Origin of the sequence: Polynucleobacter sp. AP-Kaivos-20-H2 (genome assembly GCF_018882215.1) — a bacterium.
GTDB lineage: Bacteria > Pseudomonadota > Gammaproteobacteria > Burkholderiales > Burkholderiaceae > Polynucleobacter.
This window is the reverse complement of record NZ_JACVOX010000001.1, coordinates 386,343-403,062: the sequence shown is the minus strand read 5'-3', so window position 1 is coordinate 403,062 and position 16,720 is coordinate 386,343. Positions and strand designations below refer to the sequence as shown.

At 42.1% G+C, this 16,720-nt stretch carries 17 protein-coding genes; 11 read left to right on the top strand and 6 right to left on the bottom strand.

Annotated features, from left to right (window positions below; genetic code table 11):
• Entirely contained in the window at window positions 1-849 is an 849-nt protein-coding gene (gene budA / locus ICE89_RS02030; RefSeq protein WP_216264503.1) for an acetolactate decarboxylase, read from the top strand.
• Window positions 850-1,410: 561 nt separating this feature from the next.
• On the opposite strand, the gene ICE89_RS02025 is transcribed toward budA, so the two are convergent.
• Window positions 1,411-2,979 (bottom strand): diguanylate cyclase domain-containing protein, encoded by a 1,569-nt coding sequence (locus ICE89_RS02025; protein ID WP_216264500.1) that lies wholly within the window; start codon window positions 2,977-2,979, stop codon window positions 1,411-1,413.
• A 126-nt stretch (window positions 2,980-3,105) separates the two neighbouring features.
• Between ICE89_RS02025 and ICE89_RS02020 the strand changes: the two genes are divergently transcribed.
• The 7 genes from ICE89_RS02020 to ICE89_RS01990 all read left to right on the top strand — a co-directional run bounded on the left by ICE89_RS02020 (window position 3,106) and on the right by ICE89_RS01990 (window position 10,961).
• Entirely contained in the window at window positions 3,106-3,600 is a 495-nt protein-coding gene (locus ICE89_RS02020; protein WP_216264483.1) for a hypothetical protein, read from the top strand.
• 162 nt (window positions 3,601-3,762) lie between these two features.
• Window positions 3,763-5,043: a nucleotide sugar dehydrogenase gene (locus ICE89_RS02015; RefSeq protein ID WP_216264481.1), complete on the top strand. Its 1,281-nt coding sequence runs from the start codon at window positions 3,763-3,765 to the stop codon at window positions 5,041-5,043.
• A gap of 30 nt (window positions 5,044-5,073) precedes the next feature.
• Window positions 5,074-5,907: a YaiO family outer membrane beta-barrel protein gene (locus ICE89_RS02010; RefSeq protein ID WP_216264479.1), complete on the top strand. Its 834-nt coding sequence runs from the start codon at window positions 5,074-5,076 to the stop codon at window positions 5,905-5,907.
• 6 nt (window positions 5,908-5,913) lie between these two features.
• A complete protein-coding gene (locus tag ICE89_RS02005) occupies window positions 5,914-6,900 on the top strand; it encodes an NAD(P)-dependent oxidoreductase (RefSeq protein ID WP_215272512.1) in 987 nt (328 codons plus the stop codon).
• 70 nt (window positions 6,901-6,970) lie between these two features.
• Window positions 6,971-7,996, top strand: a complete 1,026-nt coding sequence (locus ICE89_RS02000; protein ID WP_216264477.1) for a HEAT repeat domain-containing protein — start codon at window positions 6,971-6,973, stop codon at window positions 7,994-7,996.
• Window positions 7,993-9,447, top strand: coding sequence for a glycosyltransferase (locus tag ICE89_RS01995; protein WP_216264475.1), 1,455 nt, complete (start codon window positions 7,993-7,995; stop codon window positions 9,445-9,447). Before ICE89_RS02000 ends, ICE89_RS01995 begins: the two co-directional genes overlap by 4 nt.
• A 305-nt stretch (window positions 9,448-9,752) precedes the next feature.
• On the top strand, window positions 9,753-10,961 hold the full coding sequence (locus ICE89_RS01990) for an integrase (RefSeq protein ID WP_216264473.1): 1,209 nt from the start codon (window positions 9,753-9,755) through the stop codon (window positions 10,959-10,961).
• Between the two features lie 55 nt (window positions 10,962-11,016).
• Here the strand turns inward: ICE89_RS01990 and ICE89_RS01985 are convergent, their stop codons facing one another.
• From ICE89_RS01985 to ICE89_RS01975, 3 genes are all read right to left on the bottom strand, one after another.
• A complete protein-coding gene (locus tag ICE89_RS01985) occupies window positions 11,017-11,607 on the bottom strand; it encodes a hypothetical protein (RefSeq protein WP_216264472.1) in 591 nt (196 codons plus the stop codon).
• Window positions 11,608-11,620: 13 nt separating this feature from the next.
• Complete coding sequence (locus ICE89_RS01980) at window positions 11,621-12,370, bottom strand: ATP-binding protein (protein WP_216264470.1); 750 nt, start codon at window positions 12,368-12,370, stop codon at window positions 11,621-11,623.
• An 83-nt stretch (window positions 12,371-12,453) separates the two neighbouring features.
• A complete protein-coding gene (locus ICE89_RS01975; RefSeq protein ID WP_216264468.1) occupies window positions 12,454-13,278 on the bottom strand; it encodes a hypothetical protein in 825 nt (274 codons plus the stop codon).
• Window positions 13,279-13,415: 137 nt separating this feature from the next.
• Here ICE89_RS01975 and ICE89_RS01970 point away from each other — a divergent pair, with 137 nt between their 5' ends.
• Window positions 13,416-14,231, top strand: a complete 816-nt coding sequence (locus tag ICE89_RS01970; protein ID WP_216264466.1) for a hypothetical protein — start codon at window positions 13,416-13,418, stop codon at window positions 14,229-14,231.
• Window positions 14,232-14,254: 23 nt separating this feature from the next.
• Here ICE89_RS01970 and ICE89_RS01965 read toward each other — a convergent pair whose 3' ends face one another.
• Window positions 14,255-14,821, bottom strand: a complete 567-nt coding sequence (locus tag ICE89_RS01965; RefSeq protein WP_216264465.1) for a site-specific integrase — start codon at window positions 14,819-14,821, stop codon at window positions 14,255-14,257.
• A gap of 258 nt (window positions 14,822-15,079) precedes the next feature.
• Entirely contained in the window at window positions 15,080-15,607 is a 528-nt protein-coding gene (locus tag ICE89_RS01960) for a hypothetical protein (protein WP_216264463.1), read from the bottom strand.
• 322 nt (window positions 15,608-15,929) lie between these two features.
• Here ICE89_RS01960 and ICE89_RS01955 point away from each other — a divergent pair, with 322 nt between their 5' ends.
• The gene (locus ICE89_RS01955; protein ID WP_216264461.1) at window positions 15,930-16,370 is read left to right on the top strand and encodes a DUF6641 family protein; all 441 of its coding nucleotides are present in this window, start codon (window positions 15,930-15,932) and stop codon (window positions 16,368-16,370) included.
• A gap of 17 nt (window positions 16,371-16,387) precedes the next feature.
• On the top strand, window positions 16,388-16,678 hold the full coding sequence (locus tag ICE89_RS01950) for a hypothetical protein (RefSeq protein ID WP_216264459.1): 291 nt from the start codon (window positions 16,388-16,390) through the stop codon (window positions 16,676-16,678).
• The last annotated feature ends 42 nt before the right edge of the window (window positions 16,679-16,720 follow it).

The following is a 16,720-nucleotide window of genomic DNA, read 5'->3' as shown; positions in this document are numbered from 1 at the left end:
ATGGCAAAGTCAAACATACCGGGTAGTCAGGCCCTCAGTATTAATGTCTCTGATTCGCTCTATAACGCTCTGCAAAAGCGTTGTCTTGAAACTGGTGAGACCATTGATCATCTAGTCCAAGATTCGCTAGCAAAGGCGCTTGGCGTAGAGCATCACACGCTGTATGAGGTATCAACTTCAAATGCCGTGGTTCAAGGGGTTTTTGAGGGTTGCATGAATGTGGGTAGGATTAAAACGCATGGCAATTTTGGAATAGGTACTTTCGACTCCCTTAATGGTGAAGGTCTAATGCTAGATGGACATGTTTACCAAGCATTAGGGGACGGGTCGGTTGTTGCGCCCTCAGATTCTGCTACAACCCCTTTTTGGTTTAGTGCTGAATTTGAGGCTGATCGAAGTGCAGTGATTGACTCGGTAAGTAGTTGGGAGGATCTTTGCAAGCAGATTGACTCCCTTCGTCGCTCTGAAAATCTCTTTACTGCAGTTCGTATAGACGGAATCTTTGACGAAATTTGCTATAGGGTTACATGTAAGGTAGCTACTGGCACTGACCTTGTGACTGCGACAAGTCATCAGGAAGATTTTAAGTTCAAGAATATTCCTGGGACTTTGCTTGGTTTTTGGTCACCTACCTATGCGTCAACCTTAAGTGTGCCTGGATATCATCTGCACTTTCTCTCCGGTGATCATCTGCATGGTGGTCATGTTCTAGGTGTTGAGGCTAAGAATCTTAAACTACAGGTAATGGATGCAGATAATCTGGCGATAGCCTTGCCAGAAACGCCAGGATTTCTTAAGGCAAACTTATCAGGTGATTCAGCTGAAGCACTTAGTAAAGCTGAACACTGATAAAAAAATAAAACAATCGAAGTTAATGCTCAACACAAGATTGGTTTATAAAAGGCTGAATGACCGTTTTGGGTCGATAGCGACCTCTGACCACCCAACCGCCTGCGAATGCCACCCAATATCAGAGCTATTCCACCTCAAACCACAACTCTCGGTGCCTATGCCACACCAAAAGCCAACACCTTAAAAGGATTGTTTTTAGTGTTGTTTAGCCTCATTTTTACAGCTTCTAAGGCGTAGGTCGCACGTTCGAATCGTGCTGGGCAGGCCAAATTTCACATTTCTTCATACATATTTAGGCTGGTCTATTGGCCTGATTGTGGCTAATCATGATCTAGCTTTGCTATCGAGAACCCGATCTTGTATTAGGGCGTGGCGGATCCTAGTGGACTATGGGGCGACTCAGTTGAAATTTGAACCCTGGTGATCAGGTGTCGGTTTGACCCGACTATCGGATGTCCGGTTACGCGACGGTCTGGTGGCTTTTATGGGGTTGCTTGCTGACGTTCAATTTGGGTGATGATTGGTGGTGGCAGAGAATGGCCTATAGTGGACATATAGCTAGTCTTTTGCGATCTCAGCAATGAGTTTGAAATTATCCATTTCGCGCTTAAACGCTTCTATAAGGTAAGGGTCAAATTTAGTGCCAGAAAGCGAGATGATTTCTTTACAGACATCTTCATGGCTCCAAGCCTCTTTGTAGCTCCTTTTACTGATCAATGCATCATAGACATCCGCAATTCCCATCAAGCGTCCACCTAAAGGGATGGCATTTCCAGCAAGACCCTTTGGGTAGCCTGTCCCGTCCCAATTTTCATGATGGCTAGTGGCAATATCAATTGCCGTATTGAGAAGGTCAGAAAGTTCCACATTTTGCTTTTTAGCAGCCTCAAGAAGCATGCCGCCAAGTGCTGCGTGGTTTTTCATAACCTCCCATTCTTGTGGTGTAAATTTTGTCTTTTTATGAAGGATGGCATATGGAACTTCTGTCTTGCCTATATCGTGTAATTGGGTGGTTTTGAATAATCGTTCAATAATCTCATCGCTCAACTGATTGGGATACAAATTCATTTGCTGAGCGCGATGCGCTAGAGTTTTTACATATTTTCGAGTGCGAATGCCGTGATTGCTGGATTCATCGTCATTATCAATAGCCAATTGATAAAGCTTAGTTAATGTTTGGTCACTAGAATTTTTGGCGTCATAAAAACGAATAGTTCTACCGCCTTCAGCTTTAGCCCAATACATCGCCTCATCTGCCCAGTCTAAAATGACGCTTTCTGTTTTCAAGTCCCCATTAAACATTGCCACGCCTAGACTGGCAAAAATCCTGCATTCAATCCTCTTCGTTACGCCATCGGGCATTTGGACATGTAGGGTATAGGGTGGCTCTAGCGCAGCAAGAATCTTCTTGGCAATGATTTCAGACTCAACTCTGGCATCAATTAGATTGCCATTGAGACGATTTAGTAAAACTACAAACTCATCTCCTCCATACCGTGCAACAGTATCAGTTTCACGCACAGCCAATTTAAGGCGACTTCCTACTAAAATTAATAAATCATCTCCTGCTTGATGACCATACTCGGCATTAATTTTTTTGAATTTATCTAAATCTAGAAAAATAGCTGCGCCATAAGAAGCCCAGCGTTTATTAGATGCAATGATTTGACTTAGGCGATCATTGAGCAGTCTTCGATTGGGTAGATGTGTTAGAGCATCAGTAAAGGCAAGCTCTTTGACTGCAGAAAGTGCTTCAGCACTTGCTTTGAGTGATTCCTTATTCTTTTCAATGATCTTCGATAGCTCAGCCAAAGCATGCAGTTTGATGGCTTTATCTTCATCATTTTCTTTGATGGTGGCTTTCATGGAGGCAATGACGATTTCACCAGAATGAATAATTTCAATACTATTAGCCTGAAGAAGTTGTAAGGCCTGTAAGGCTAGATCACTGGCTGCAAGCGCCGCTTCTGCACTCTCTGCACGAACTACCATGAGAGCCATTGGCGTGATAATAGATTTTAGGGATTCTTGGTCCTTGTTGATCTCTTTTCCCATTAACTCTAATTGCCGAGTTAAGTCAGAAAGACGTGTGTGATCAGTAGTAATTGATCTAGATTTGGGGGGCATCTTTTCAGTATGCGCTCAATGCTTCTTTAAAAGTACTTTTGATGGCTATAAAGCAAGATAAATACTTTACTTCTTTATTGGAATAGCGAGTATGCTCAAAAGAGAAGTCAACCCCAATAGGAAGTCATGACCCAAAATCTAGAACAAGTCTATGTTCAACTAGCAGCACTTAAAACCGACCTTGATGATCTCAGGTCTACTTATAAAGGCGTCAGTAGAAGTTATTCAATTGCTTTAAATACCCTAAATGATTTAACGCTTCACTCATCTGAAGCAGCAAAACGAGCCGCTAGATCTACCGAACAATCCCGAATTGCTGCAATGAATGCCATGATTGCAGCCAAAGAGGCATCTGCTAATCCTGCCTTAATAGTCGTAGTAGAGGCTGCGGTAACAGCCGCAGTAGCCGCAGCACTAGCAGCAGTGGAATCCGCTGCAGCTGCCGCAGCTGCCGCAGCTGCTGCTGCATCTGCAGTATCACATCAAGCAGAAGAGTCGCTACTTAAAGCCTCATCTGAAGCTGCTACCGCCTCTAGGATGGCAGCAGATTCAGCGGCTGAAGCAGTCAAGCTTTCCAATCAAGCAAGAGAAGTTGCTGATTCTATTAGGGGTAAGTCTTAAACAAGGCTATATGTTGATAGAAAGAGGTATTTGTTGATCTAGAACAAAAAGTACTTAAATAATTTTTGTAGCATAGAAATGCGAACCTTCGAGCTGTCTTAGCATCCCGCTAAGACTACCGCCCTAGATTTTGAAGTTAAAACAATCTTTGTAGGGCGGGTCATGACATCTATAGTAATTGTGGGTCAGGGGTATGTAGGTATACCGCTTGCTATAGAGTTCGGCAAACATTTCCCAACAGTTGGCTTCGATATTTCTACTGAGAAAGTATCACTCCTACAAGCGCACCAAGCACCAGGAGGCGAGGTCGAATCAGAGGAACTAGCTAACTCCCCAAATCTCACCTTTTCCGATGATCCTCGTTGTTTGGCTGCTGCAGATTTTATTATTTTGGCAGTTCCAACCCTAGTCAACGCAATGCATCAGCCTGATTTAAATCCTCTAGTCGCGGCAAGTAAGATGGTTGGAAAGTATATGAAGCCGGGGGTAACAGTTGTATATGAGTCAACTGTCTATCCCGGTGCTACTGAAGAGGAATGCATTCCTGCATTAGAGGCTGCATCTGGCCTTAAATGGAAAACGGATTTTCATGTGGGTTACTCTCCGGAGAGGGTCAACCCTGGGGATAAAAAACATACCTTAGTAGATATAGTAAAAATTGTTTCTGGCGATACTTTAGAAACTTTAGAGAGCGTTGCGACCCTTTATGAAAAGATTATTAAGGCAGGTGTTTACCGCGTCTCTTGTATTAAGGTCGCCGAGGCTGCAAAGGTAGTAGAAAATACTCAGCGCGATTTGAATATCGGTTTAATGAATGAAGTCGCCATCATTTCAAACTTGGTGGGTATTGATACCCAAGAAGTGATTGATGCCGCATCTACGAAATGGAATTTCATTCCAATGCGACCTGGTTTGGTTGGAGGGCATTGCATTGGCGTGGTTCCTTACTATCTGACCTATAAAGCAGAAATGTTGGGCTATCACCCAGATGTGATTTTGGCGGGTAGAAGAATTAATGACGGCATGGGGAAATATATTGCCGATCAGACAGTCAAGCAGATGATTAGAGCAGGGGTTGTCATCAATGGCGCCAAGGTCTGTATTTTTGGATTGGCCTTTAAGGAAAATGTTCAGGATCTTAGTAACTCTAAGATTATTGACACAGTTAAAGAGCTCGAGTCATTTGAGGTGGAAGTAATCGTTTACGACCCAGTTGTAAAGCCACAGATGGCCCATTCAGTATATGGAATTGAATTGATTGAGTGGGATGACTTGCCAATTGTGAATGCCATCATTTTTGCCGTTAGTCATGATGAATTCATGGCAATGCCAATAGAGCAATTAACTAGTAAATTGCGTCCACACGGTTGCTTTATAGATATTCAGAGTGCCATTTCCAGAACTGATCTTGAGAATGCTGGATTTTCAGTGTGGCGTTTGTGAGTATTCAGGTGAAGTTAGGAACCTAATAATATGGCGAGGATCCCCTTTTTGCTCTTAATTAGTGCTGGGTCAGCTCTTGCCCAAAATGCTGTCAATGTGCAGATTGGAACTGCAGCCTTAGATGAGTTGTCAACTGGTTATGCAGGTAGGCCAGCAGTATTTGATGCTGCGCCGTATGTAGAAATTGGATCGAATTACGATCAGCTAACCAATAACTATGCATCTTGGAGCGCACAGTATCTAAATCTTTCTCTACCTCTTCATGAAAATGGCTTAGTCAATGTACAAGTCCAAAATGTACAACGTTTTAGCATGGTTGACCAAGATCTTAATATTGCATATGCATACCCAACAAAACTTGGAGTAATTAATTTGGATGGAGTGTATTCTGCAAATCCTAATTTTTTACCTCAAACATCTTTGGGACTAGGTTGGAATGGAAAACTTCCAGAGGGTTTTGGTTATATTGTTGCTGCAAACCAGAAACAATACTCAGAATCCTATGCCAATGCTGCAACCAATATGTATAGCCTAGGGCTAGAAAAATATATTGGTGAGTTTAGATTTGCCTATGTTGGTATGGTCTCCTCAATCAATCGCAATCAAGGTTCTTTTGCTTCTAAGGTTCAAGGCCAGTGGATTGGATCTAGCGAAAACCGCTTAGGCCTTACTTACGCACAAGGGATGGAGCCCGCAGTAGTAGCCCTAAATAATCTCGCCAGTATTCAATTTCAATATATTCAAATCGATAGTTTGTATTGGATTACAAAGACTATAGGGGTTACGACAGCACTATGGCATGGAAAAGAGGGCTCTTACTATCAACGTAATGGTGGACAACTTGGCTTACGAGCTACTTTTTAGGATGACATGAATATATTGATTACTGGCGGAGCAGGATTTATTGGTTCTCATTTAGCGGCCTATCACCTAGCTAAGAATGATGTAGTTCACGTAGTAGATGACTTATCCACTGGGCAAATTAGCAATATTGGAGCCCTATTTCAAAATCCAAAATTTCAGTTTCAAGAAGCCAATATATTGACTTGGGATGGTTTAAAAGCTGAAGTGCGTTGGTCTGATCGTATTTACCATATGGCAGCGATTGTAGGCGTTAAGAAAGTGCTAGAGGATCCGCGCGCTGTAATGGCTACCAATATTGCTGGAACGGAGCGTGTATTTCGATCGGTTGCTGAAGTAAACCCATTGTCACAAGTGGTAGTCGCATCAAGTTCTGAAGTATATGGCTTTAATACAAAACCAGCGTTTGAAGAGACCGATGACATCGTCTTGCGCTCAGCAGGTAGATTACGGTGGTGTTATGCAGTGACAAAACTCTCTGATGAGTATCTTGCTTATGCATTTATGAAGAAATCCAATATCAAAGTAGTGATTGCTAGGTTATTTAATACTGTTGGTCCTCGTCAAACGGGAAAGTATGGCATGGTCTTTCCAAATTTCATCAAACAGGCCATGGAAGGAAGAGGGTTAACGGTATTTGGCGACGGTACACAAACTCGTTCATTTTGCAATGTGGCCGATACGGTTCGAGCTTTAGATCTTCTTGCATCAAATCCTGCCGCAAATGGTGAGATTGTGAATGTTGGTAGCGACGAAGAAATTTCTATTGGAGATTTAGCAAGGCGCATTATTGAACGCTCTGGTAAGCAAGCAAGTATCGAAAACATTACCTACGAAGAGGCTTATGGCTTGGAATTTGAGGATATTACCCATCGACGCCCAGTGCTCAAAAAGCTTCTGGCGCTCACTGGATTCAAATCACAATGGACCTTGGATGCAACGATTGATCAATTAATTGCACTGAGCGCCGATAAAAACTCAATTGAATTGACGTAGTGAGGCTCTTATTAATTTAACACCCCATTCTTCCTTATTCATTTTTTTTTCATATGGTGTTTTATTCCTATTGGCAGTAGTAATCATTCTTTCTGTGCTGGTAATCTTTTACAACATTTATGCGAACTATAGACAAAAAAAGATTGCTTTAAGCCGAGAGTGGTTAAAAAACTGTATTGAATCCTATCTAAGTAGCAATCTATCTGCTTTTGCTCTAGAAAAACTGATTCTTTCTCAAAGAGGCGAGCTGGTTGGAGTTTTAGCGCAAATGTCGGTGTCGGCAAACCCAGAGTACCAAGCAAGATTGCTGGCAGTGATCCCAGAATGTCATTGTGAATTTGTCATTAGTGATGAGCTTGAACGGCTAAATTCAGGGCACTGGCTTGATAGGCTAAATGCAATGACCTACTTACCATTTATTGCTCCAGCTTCAATTACGATACAACCACTGCTCCATGGTCTAGAGGATGAGTACTTAGATGTGCGCTTAGCAGCCGCACTATCTCTTTCTGAGCTCGATGATCCTGCATCTATCAGACCAATTCTGGATAGTTTAGCTTTACAAGGTTCATGGCCCATTGAACGCTTAATCGAAATTATTCTCCGTTTTGACGATCGCGCTATTCCAATTTTGGTTCAGTACTTAAATGATCCTGCGGCAAGCGAATCGGGTATACAAGTCGCCATTGCAGTTTTAGGCTATAAGAAAGCAAGCTCAAGTATTTCTACATTGACTCAATTGACATCGCATATTAATCTGGAAATCAGAATCGAGACCTATAGGGCTTTGGGATTAATAGGGGATGCTAGAGCTTTTCCAATGATTTTGGGTGGCATGCTTGATGATCGGTGGGAAATAAGATCAGTATCCGCTAAAGCCTTAGAGCATTTCCCTGGGGCTGTAAGCATTAGGGCACTTCAGCTGGGATTAACTGATAGGGTTTGGTGGGTCAGATTCAATTGCGCTTCATCTTTAGGGGATCTAGGCGTCGATGGAAAAGAGGCCTTGCTTCAAAGTCTAAAAAGCCCTGATCGATTTGCTCGAGAAATATCCCAAATGATTTTGGATCGAAGTCATTCAGAGGTAAGCGTATGAGTATTGCGTTTGATCCAGCGGTTATTACATTAGCAAAATTTTTAATTGAAGCGATTTTGGTGTATTTCCTGTTAATGCATGGTATCTATTTCTTATTAATTATTCTAGGCGCCTGGGAACAAAGAAAATATCACCAAGGGATTCATTTTGGAGAGTTCAAACGCATCAGTGAATCAAGCTTGACACTACCTATTTCAATTGTTATTTCTGCGTATAACGAAGAAAAGATGATTATTGAAACGGTTCTGAATAGTCTTTTACTGCGCTACCCTCGATTTGAAGTAATCGTCGTAAACGATGGCTCAGAGGACGCTACCTTGAGACTGCTGATAGAGCGTTTCAAAATGTTTCCTACTAAGCACGTCTTTAGTAAAAAATTACAGACAAAGCTAGTGCATGGTGTATATCTTTCCGAAAAATATCCTAACTTACTAGTAGTTGATAAGGAAAATGGTCGTAGAGCTGATGCCAATAATGCAGGAGTAGAGCATGCACGCTATCCTATTATTTGTCAGATTGATGCTGATTGCGTTCTAGAAGAGGATGCATTGCTAAGAATGATTCATCCATTTTTGGATGATCAATATGTTGTAGCGGCAACAGGGATGATTCGACCCTCAAATGGACTCATAGTCCATGATGGAAAAATCATTAGTCGTGGACTGCCAAAAAATTGGCTGCCAATGTTCCAGTATGTTGAGTATCTCAGGGCGTTTCAGTGGGCCCGGGCAGGTTTATCAAAGTTAAATAGCATGCTTTGCATGTCTGGTGCATACACTTTAGTCCGTAAGGATATTTTTTTGAAAGTTGGTGGCGCTAATCTAAATGCAGTAGTGGACGATTTTGAATTGACCGTGAGTATTCATCGGTATATCCAAAATCATAAAGAGTTAGGCCCTTTAAGGATTGCCTACATACCAGATCCTGGTTGTTACTCAGAAGTGCCAGAAACTTGGAAGGCGCTGAATTCTCAAAGAAACTTTTGGCAGAGGGCAATCTTACAATCCCTCATTTGGAATCGCGACATGATGTTTAACCCCCGTTATCGCATGGTAGGTATGTTCGGCGTTCCTTTTTTCTTTATCTTTGAGGCACTCTCTGCTTTAGTGGAGGGCTTGACTATGCTGCTAGCCCCATTTGCCTATTTTGTAGGCCTTGCAAGTCTTACAGACATTGCCTTATTTTTTATATTTGGCGTAGTGCTAGGAGTAGTGGTCTCGGTAAGTGCTGTTTTATTGCAGGAGTTTTCACGCTTTCGGCAAGATAAAACAAGCAGCCTGATACGTCTTCTGATGACAGGGTTTTTCGAACAATTTGGTTATCACCAATTTCATACATATAGCCGGATTATGGGGATCTACGACCTTCTTATTAAGGGGAAGATTGCATATGGCTATCGAGTGCGTACTGGATATTTATCACCTCTTGACAACATCAAAATAAAAGACTGAGTATGACAATGATTGCTTCTTTAAGACTCGGGCAGGTTATGGCAAGATGGCAGGATTTCTTGGCCCTTACTATTTCTATAGATATTTAATGGAAGAATTGATTATTCCTTTTTAATGCCGATGTCTGCTATGGGTCGTTTTGAGCCTGCCATTAGTAAGTAGGGTAAAGGGCTGCTTTGTGATCAGCAACAGTCTATCGCGGCCTTGACGCTGCATTGTCGGTTTAACCGACAGTAAATAATTCAGGTCGCCCAAACGCAAATCTGAAAACATAATTACAAGCGTCATGTAACGAGACGCTTGTAATGAATCATTTATCCATGTTGTTTGCTTCTACTATCGCTCAAGAGCCCATCAAACTCCTTGATGGCCTTCTCACTCTCTATAGAAGACCCAATAGTCGCCAGTGGCAATGTCGATTTAAGCTTGCTACGGGGGTTTGGCATTCCGCTAGTACTGGATCTGACCAGTTAGCCGAAGCCACAACCCAAGCTATTGCGATCTATGAAACAGTCAAGGTCAAGATTGCCAGTGATCTAGCCATTAAGTCCAAGACCTTTCGTCAATTAGCCACGCAAGAGCTGGCTATGGCTGCCAAGGTTGTCCAGTCGAACTCCAATAAGCGTACCCATGTTGACTACATCCATATCTATACCAAGTACTTAATCCCGTTCTTTGGCAATTACCAAGTTAACGACATTACCCAAGAGCTAGTTGATGACTACGTTGCTTGGCGAATATCCAAAATGGGTAAAGAGCCTAAAACTTATACCCAAAGGCGTCATGCTGGTCTTTATAAGCGGGTGATTGAGCGGGCTAGAGCACAAGGGCTTATTTCACAACACCGCAATATTCCCTTATTGGTAATCACTGGTGGTGCTGCGCAGGTTAGGCCAGCCTTTAGCCACCAAGAGATCGATTACTTGTTGGAATACATGCAGGATTGGGAAAGGTTTGGCCGTAATCAACGCAGTAACCATATGCGTAGGCTTTGCCGAGTGTATGTGGAGTTCTTATTAGGTACTGGAATACGGCAGGGCACTGAAAGCATGCCTATACGTTGGAAGAGTCTGCAATGGCATTGGATAGGTGAGCAACGTTACCTAAGAATTTGGGTGTCGGGCAAAACGGGGCCGAGATATTTGATTGCCCGCCACTTTGTTATTGATAGTTTAGAGCGACTAATCAAGTGGCAAGCTTTGCCTTATGCCAATCTCGATGCTGTCATTGAAGCCAAGTTAGATCGCAAGGTATTTGTGTTTCCCGAAGGTGATGCTCCGCATAGCCTAGATAGCGTGTTCGAACGCTTAATGGTTGAATCGGGTTTGTTTAAGGATGCGGCTGGCAAGAATAGGGTTTTATACAGCCTACGCCATACCTATGCCACCTTTAGATTAGAAGAAGGTGTCGATATTCATACTCTTGCAAAGCAGATGGGAACTAGCGTGGGAATGATTGAGCGCCACTACAGCAAGTTAACCCCTATGCTTAGTGCAGAAAGATTGGCAGGGTAGAGATGGGTGAGGGTATGACCATTTGGTGTCGGTTTTACCCGACACCTAAAGTGGGTTACTTAGACCACTTGGCCTGGTCATACCACTTATTTAATGCGTTCGACATTTGTGCTCGCGCTTCAAGTCCATAGTCATCAAATATTTCCGCTACAGCTGATTCACTGGGTGATGCAATCTTTGAATCCTTCAAACTCATTTGCTTGGCTAATTCAGACGTAGTATCCATTTTGTTTTTACATTCACAAACCGAATTAATTGCGGAATTCATCTTAGCAGCGCCTTGTAAAAATAAATCAAGTTTACTTAATGAATCATTTCCAATTTGTAAAGAATCCACAATAAAGTCCCCATATTTCAAATCAAAAAATGAGTTTCGGGAGCAAGTATTTTCTACTCTAATAGCGTGGCTGATTATTCTTCCATGATTATTCCAGCATCCATGAATTTGAATACCACTACGCCTTATGTGAAAAAGATTTTCTATGTCTTTGAAGTTATCTTTAAAGTGCCCCCATGCTTTATATATATTACAAAGGGAGTTAGGAAAAAAGGTTTTAATTTCTTTGGGTGTTGGAACCCAGCTTTCTTCATCGCAGGCAATAAAAATAAACTTCGCCGAATCAAAGTTTCCAAGTAAGCCATTCATATTTTTTCCTTTCTTAGCCGCAAGCTTTTAAAGTAATTAGATGGTTATCATGTTTTTCTCTCATCTCTTGATTTACACTCATCACAATGTCGGAGAAAATACTTCGAGCTGAACCTCTGCCAGCTTGAACTACTTGATCAAGAACGGCATCGGGCGGTGCTGGTAAGCCGGCATTCTCATATACCCGACGCAAGATAGGCCGCCAGTCGTTAATAGGTGGAACATTCATATCAATTAAAACTGATCGATTCTGAATGCCCTTATCAATCTGATCCAAGTTATTGCTAGTCATAATAAATATGACATCCTTGCGATTCATGATTGATTTAAAACCAGCTTGAGCGGCAGGGGTTAAAACATCTACCTCATCCATAATCACATAATGAAGGCCGCTACTATTAAATGATATATAGCTGGTTCGATTCTGAATGGCTTGAGTTAATTGAGCGCCATTCTGACCTTGTGCACAGGCAAAGTAATCTGAATTAGGATCTTCTGTATCAACGATTAATCCAGCGCTCATCGAAGTACTAGCTGGATTGATCTTGGCTGTTTCAATAAGTCCTGGCAGTAGGTTTGCTAAGGTAGTCTTGCCGGTCCCATAAAGGCCGTATAGAACTATCCCGCAAATACCATTCGCGGGAATGGGCAGACTTAAATCAAGTATGGATTCAAGTTTAAATCGACTATTGGGTTGTAGGGCAAAATCATCTAAGCACTGAGGTGCTTGTATGACGACAGATGGTGGTCTAGGGTTATGCATTGCAATCTCCTTTATGTAGTGGAAATGATTGCTGGATTTATCTTAGGGAGTAAATACCAGCAATCAGATAGCAAACAACAAGTTCAAGCGGCTTTGAGTTTTGCTTGGGCTGCTATACGCTCATCTTCAATCGCTTTAGTTTCATCTGCGAGTTTTTGAGCTCTTTCCTTCTCTGCGCCGACACTAGAGCAAGCTGCTAATGCTGACTTAACCGCCGTACCGCTTTGAACAACCCTGCGAATGGCAAAACTACCATCGTCCTCACGGGTTGCCAATAAGACAACACCTTCTTCTAATTGCTCATTGGAAAATGAGGCATTAAGAGAATCACTTTGGACTTTGGCTAATATTTCGCCTTCTAGTACTGTTCTACCTAATTCCACCTTCTGAGCAATCGACTTGCCTTTGCTTGTAGTAGAGCGTCTAACTTCCTCAACGCCGCCATTCTCGCGAAAGTATTTAGGTAGATCTAGAACACTTACTCTGGCTGCCATTGCTGCTTTCATTGATGTGCTGTAAGCATTCACGCGACGGCGATCTACACCAAAGACGCATTTCACGATCTTAGTAATGAGGGGCGAGCTATCGCTAAATTTGTACTCATGGGTCTTGATGTAGTTTGCCAGCCCCTTTTTAAGACTTTTGGCAATGGTGTCCGAGCCTTGCATCGTATTGTTTAATGCATAGCAATGCTGCAAGATGCCATAGAGAACATCATTTGCACTAGAAAGCTCATTACTTTCCCAGTTTTTACGATACTCAACCAGGCGATCGATAGAGTCGCCGATGGCTTTTTCTGGATTGCTACCTGTTAATAAATTGCCAATTCCTACTGCAAAAGGGTTGGCATTCGTTTTTTCAGCGTTAGGGGCGCTAACACCTGATTCGACTACAGTAGTTTCACTCATGGATTTTCTCCTGAAATGGTTAAAAATGTGATGGTGGATTCCATTCACGATCTGATTTCACCGCAGTACTTCTGTAGCGAATACATACAAAAGTTAGAATCAAAAAAAGTAGGTAAATTTAGGCTGGAGATATCCGCATGGGCGGAAAACTTTGTGCGGAGCAGCAAGATTGTCATTTAGAGATGGCGCGGCTTTTCTTTAACTTTTTACGCATAAGCCCTAGCTACACCGCCGCCAGTCAGTATGTAAGACCTAAACGATTACCTAAGAAAATGAGTCTTGATAATCGACAAGTCTTAGATTGTTACTCCAAGTACGGTTGCGTCTTGAATTGCTTATTTGCGACTTGGTTTGAAGGGCACAAACAGCTGCCAATGTATTCTTGCCAGCCAGTGATTGAGGTCATTAGAGGCGGGGATAGATTGTTCGTATGTGATGACGATGTATTGCTAAAGCTTTGTGGCGATCAAGATCCTCCATCGATTACCCAACTAGTCAATGCCTTATCGCAAATTTGGCCAAATACGCAAATTAAGCAAATTCATGGTCAAGTGCTTAAAGGCACTAAATTAAAGAATATGTGGAAGGATTTGCTCCTGATCTACACCATGGCCTTAAATCCCCATATTGAGCTCTGGCGGGCTGGGGCTATGGCAATGCTAGTAGATCGCTTTATCGGGAGGTTAGACCCATTAGCTGCAAAGCATAAAAGTGGAGATGATCATATGCGGCGCCATATGACATTAATGGTGATGAGGCATAAGGAAAGCGCTTTAAATATTTCAGAGCAGGCTGCACTTGGCGGTTTTCCACAACAAGAATTAGGCAAAAGCTTTCAAACCTGCTTTAATTTTGAAGATGAAAATTTCGCTAGTCGATTATTCTCATTAGGTAATCACGAGTTTGACTGCGCAAGAGATCGTGTATCGCAATTGACTGGGCTTGCCTGCTAGAGTCGGTTTTACCCGACTGCTATTCATATTAGTTCTACAGCCTGTCTTTTTTGCTCATCGTTAACATCGATATATCTTTGGGTAACCGCAATCGACCGATGACCGGCGAGACTGGCTAAGATTCGAACGCCAATCCCTTTATTAGCCAAGGTAGTAATAAAAAATTTTCTTCCTGAATGACTGCTGCCGCCGCTAATACCCACATTCTTATAAAGCTGATAAAACCACACGCATAAGCCATTAGCACTAAATCCCAAGCGGTGATCTGTATGAAAGAGGGGGATATCAGGTTCTTTTATATATCTTGTTGTTAAGTAGTTGGCTAATTCAGCCTGTAATCGCTGTGAGACAAATACAGTCCTAGGGTGCTTACCCTTGGTTTGTGCAGCCGATAAGCGAATCTCATTCTTAATAGTGCCATCGAGATTTAATACATCACCCATTTTCAAGCTAGCAATTTCGGCAACGCGAAGTCCTCCGAGAAAGCTGGTAAGTATTAATGCTCTATCGCGCAGGGCGTATTTTTTGGTGCTGACGTAATTAAGAACAAGATCTAGTTCTGTTTGAGATAGGGTTTTTGCTTGTGCCATTTAATGCTCCTTAGATAAATAAAAAGTGCGTATTTAGTATGTTTTCTAAGTCTCAAAAGGTCGACCGAAATTTGTGTGCTTGGTCATCAAAAAAGATCTTCCAAGAATCAATGACTTACAAGGCGGGTTAAGAAAAGTACAATTTTCTTAACCTGTTCTTTATGCAGTATTTATAAAAGATCGCTTCTTTTCGTGAGATTTAGACAACAGCTAAACGGACTTAAAACAGCGATCCTCGTGTAACACCTCAAATTCGCGCTATACGCTGTTTAATAGCCCCTCAAGTAGTTGCTTATTTCTCCCAATAAATCCACCGTTTGTAGCGGGTTTTTGAGGGGAATTTAACTCTGATAAGGTTGTAGCAATCAGCGCAGGGGTTGGCTTTCCTGGAATTCTAGCGATGCAGTTGCGCACAGGTAATTCCCAATGCTCGCTTATTTGAAGGTCTTGATCATCCACTTGAATCAAAATGCGATTCTTGTTTAGATCTAATGCAGCATATCCACCAATTGCAGTTTTGATACCTTGCTCATATCGATATAGCCAGGTCATAAACACCCCAGATTCATTTTCGGGAATATTGTCCAAGTTCTTGGCCATTTGTTGATGCAATGGTGCTTTTGTAAAGTGAAACCAATCAGCTATCTCCTCAAAGTCCAATAAATACTTGGCATAAGGATCGTTTAACTCCAATGTGCCGTTATAGATGGCTTTTCGGTATTGTCCTTTTCCATATGTAGTTCCATACATTTTGTTTTCCCATAAACGGGCTGTTATTTCTTTCATTTTTAATCTCCTTTAAGTTTGAAAGAAGTCGCGATGTTGCTTGAGATGCTTTGAGAGGCGAGACCAAATACAGATGCTGTTGCTTGAGTTGCAGATCAGAGTTACTCATTTGTTCCCAATACAGCAACTCACTGCAACTTCTTTTTTAATCGCATCTCAATGCAACTCATTACGCGACTCGTAAATATTTATCCCTCGTTAATAAAAACCATATTTTTTCTTTCTAAAATTAGCCAATTTATTCATGATCTAAATAGAGGTAGTCCATTTTCTAATTCGAAATTAACTTATATGCGCCCATTCACAAATAAGGAGAAATTAAATGAGCGCATTAAATTCTTTAAAACTCGTGGCTCTAAAAAAGCCAACACATCAGCCAGCCATTGTTATTCGTAGAAATAAGTTATCGAGCCATTTGTGGGAGCAGATCCAGTTAGCTAAAGGACAGATTTCAGGAACGCCATTTGTGCTTATGAAATTCCGCAGTATTAAAGATGCTCATACTGGTGTGCGTAAGCAAGTAGAGGTGCCCAAACGCATTAAGCCCTGGTGGTTTCAGACTGAGGAGGGCAAAGTGTGCGTAGCTATTAAGTACGGAAGATGGACGATTGAATTGGCTAAAGGTAAGCCTAGTATTCAGGTTGATAGCGCTGAAGACTTAATCAAAGCCCTAGAGGCGGTTAAAGTTGCTGTAGAAGCAGGGGAGCTTGATACTCAAATTGATATAGCCAGCGCCAAGCTAAGAAGTGGCTTTGGAAAGTAGACTAACTAAATACTTGTATGAACAAGTATCAAGCCGGTGTGCGTGTAAAAGGTCAATTGGTTAAAACAGCGGTATTTGCTGATAGCCCAATACACGCACGATTAATTCTTCAATATCAGTTTGGAATGAATTCTGTCCTTACCTATCCTGCACTTATTAGTGAAGTAGCCACAATCAAGCCATTAAGCCCAGAGCAGGCTAGGCTTAAATCAATGAAAGATCGGGTTAAGCAGGATCAGGCTGCAGTAAAGGCAGAACGAGCTAGGCAGAAGATTCGCGCTGGACAGGCTGAACTGGCTCGTTCCTGACCGAGCTCATTCATCTTATTGAGTACCCCAGAAAGGGCGTAG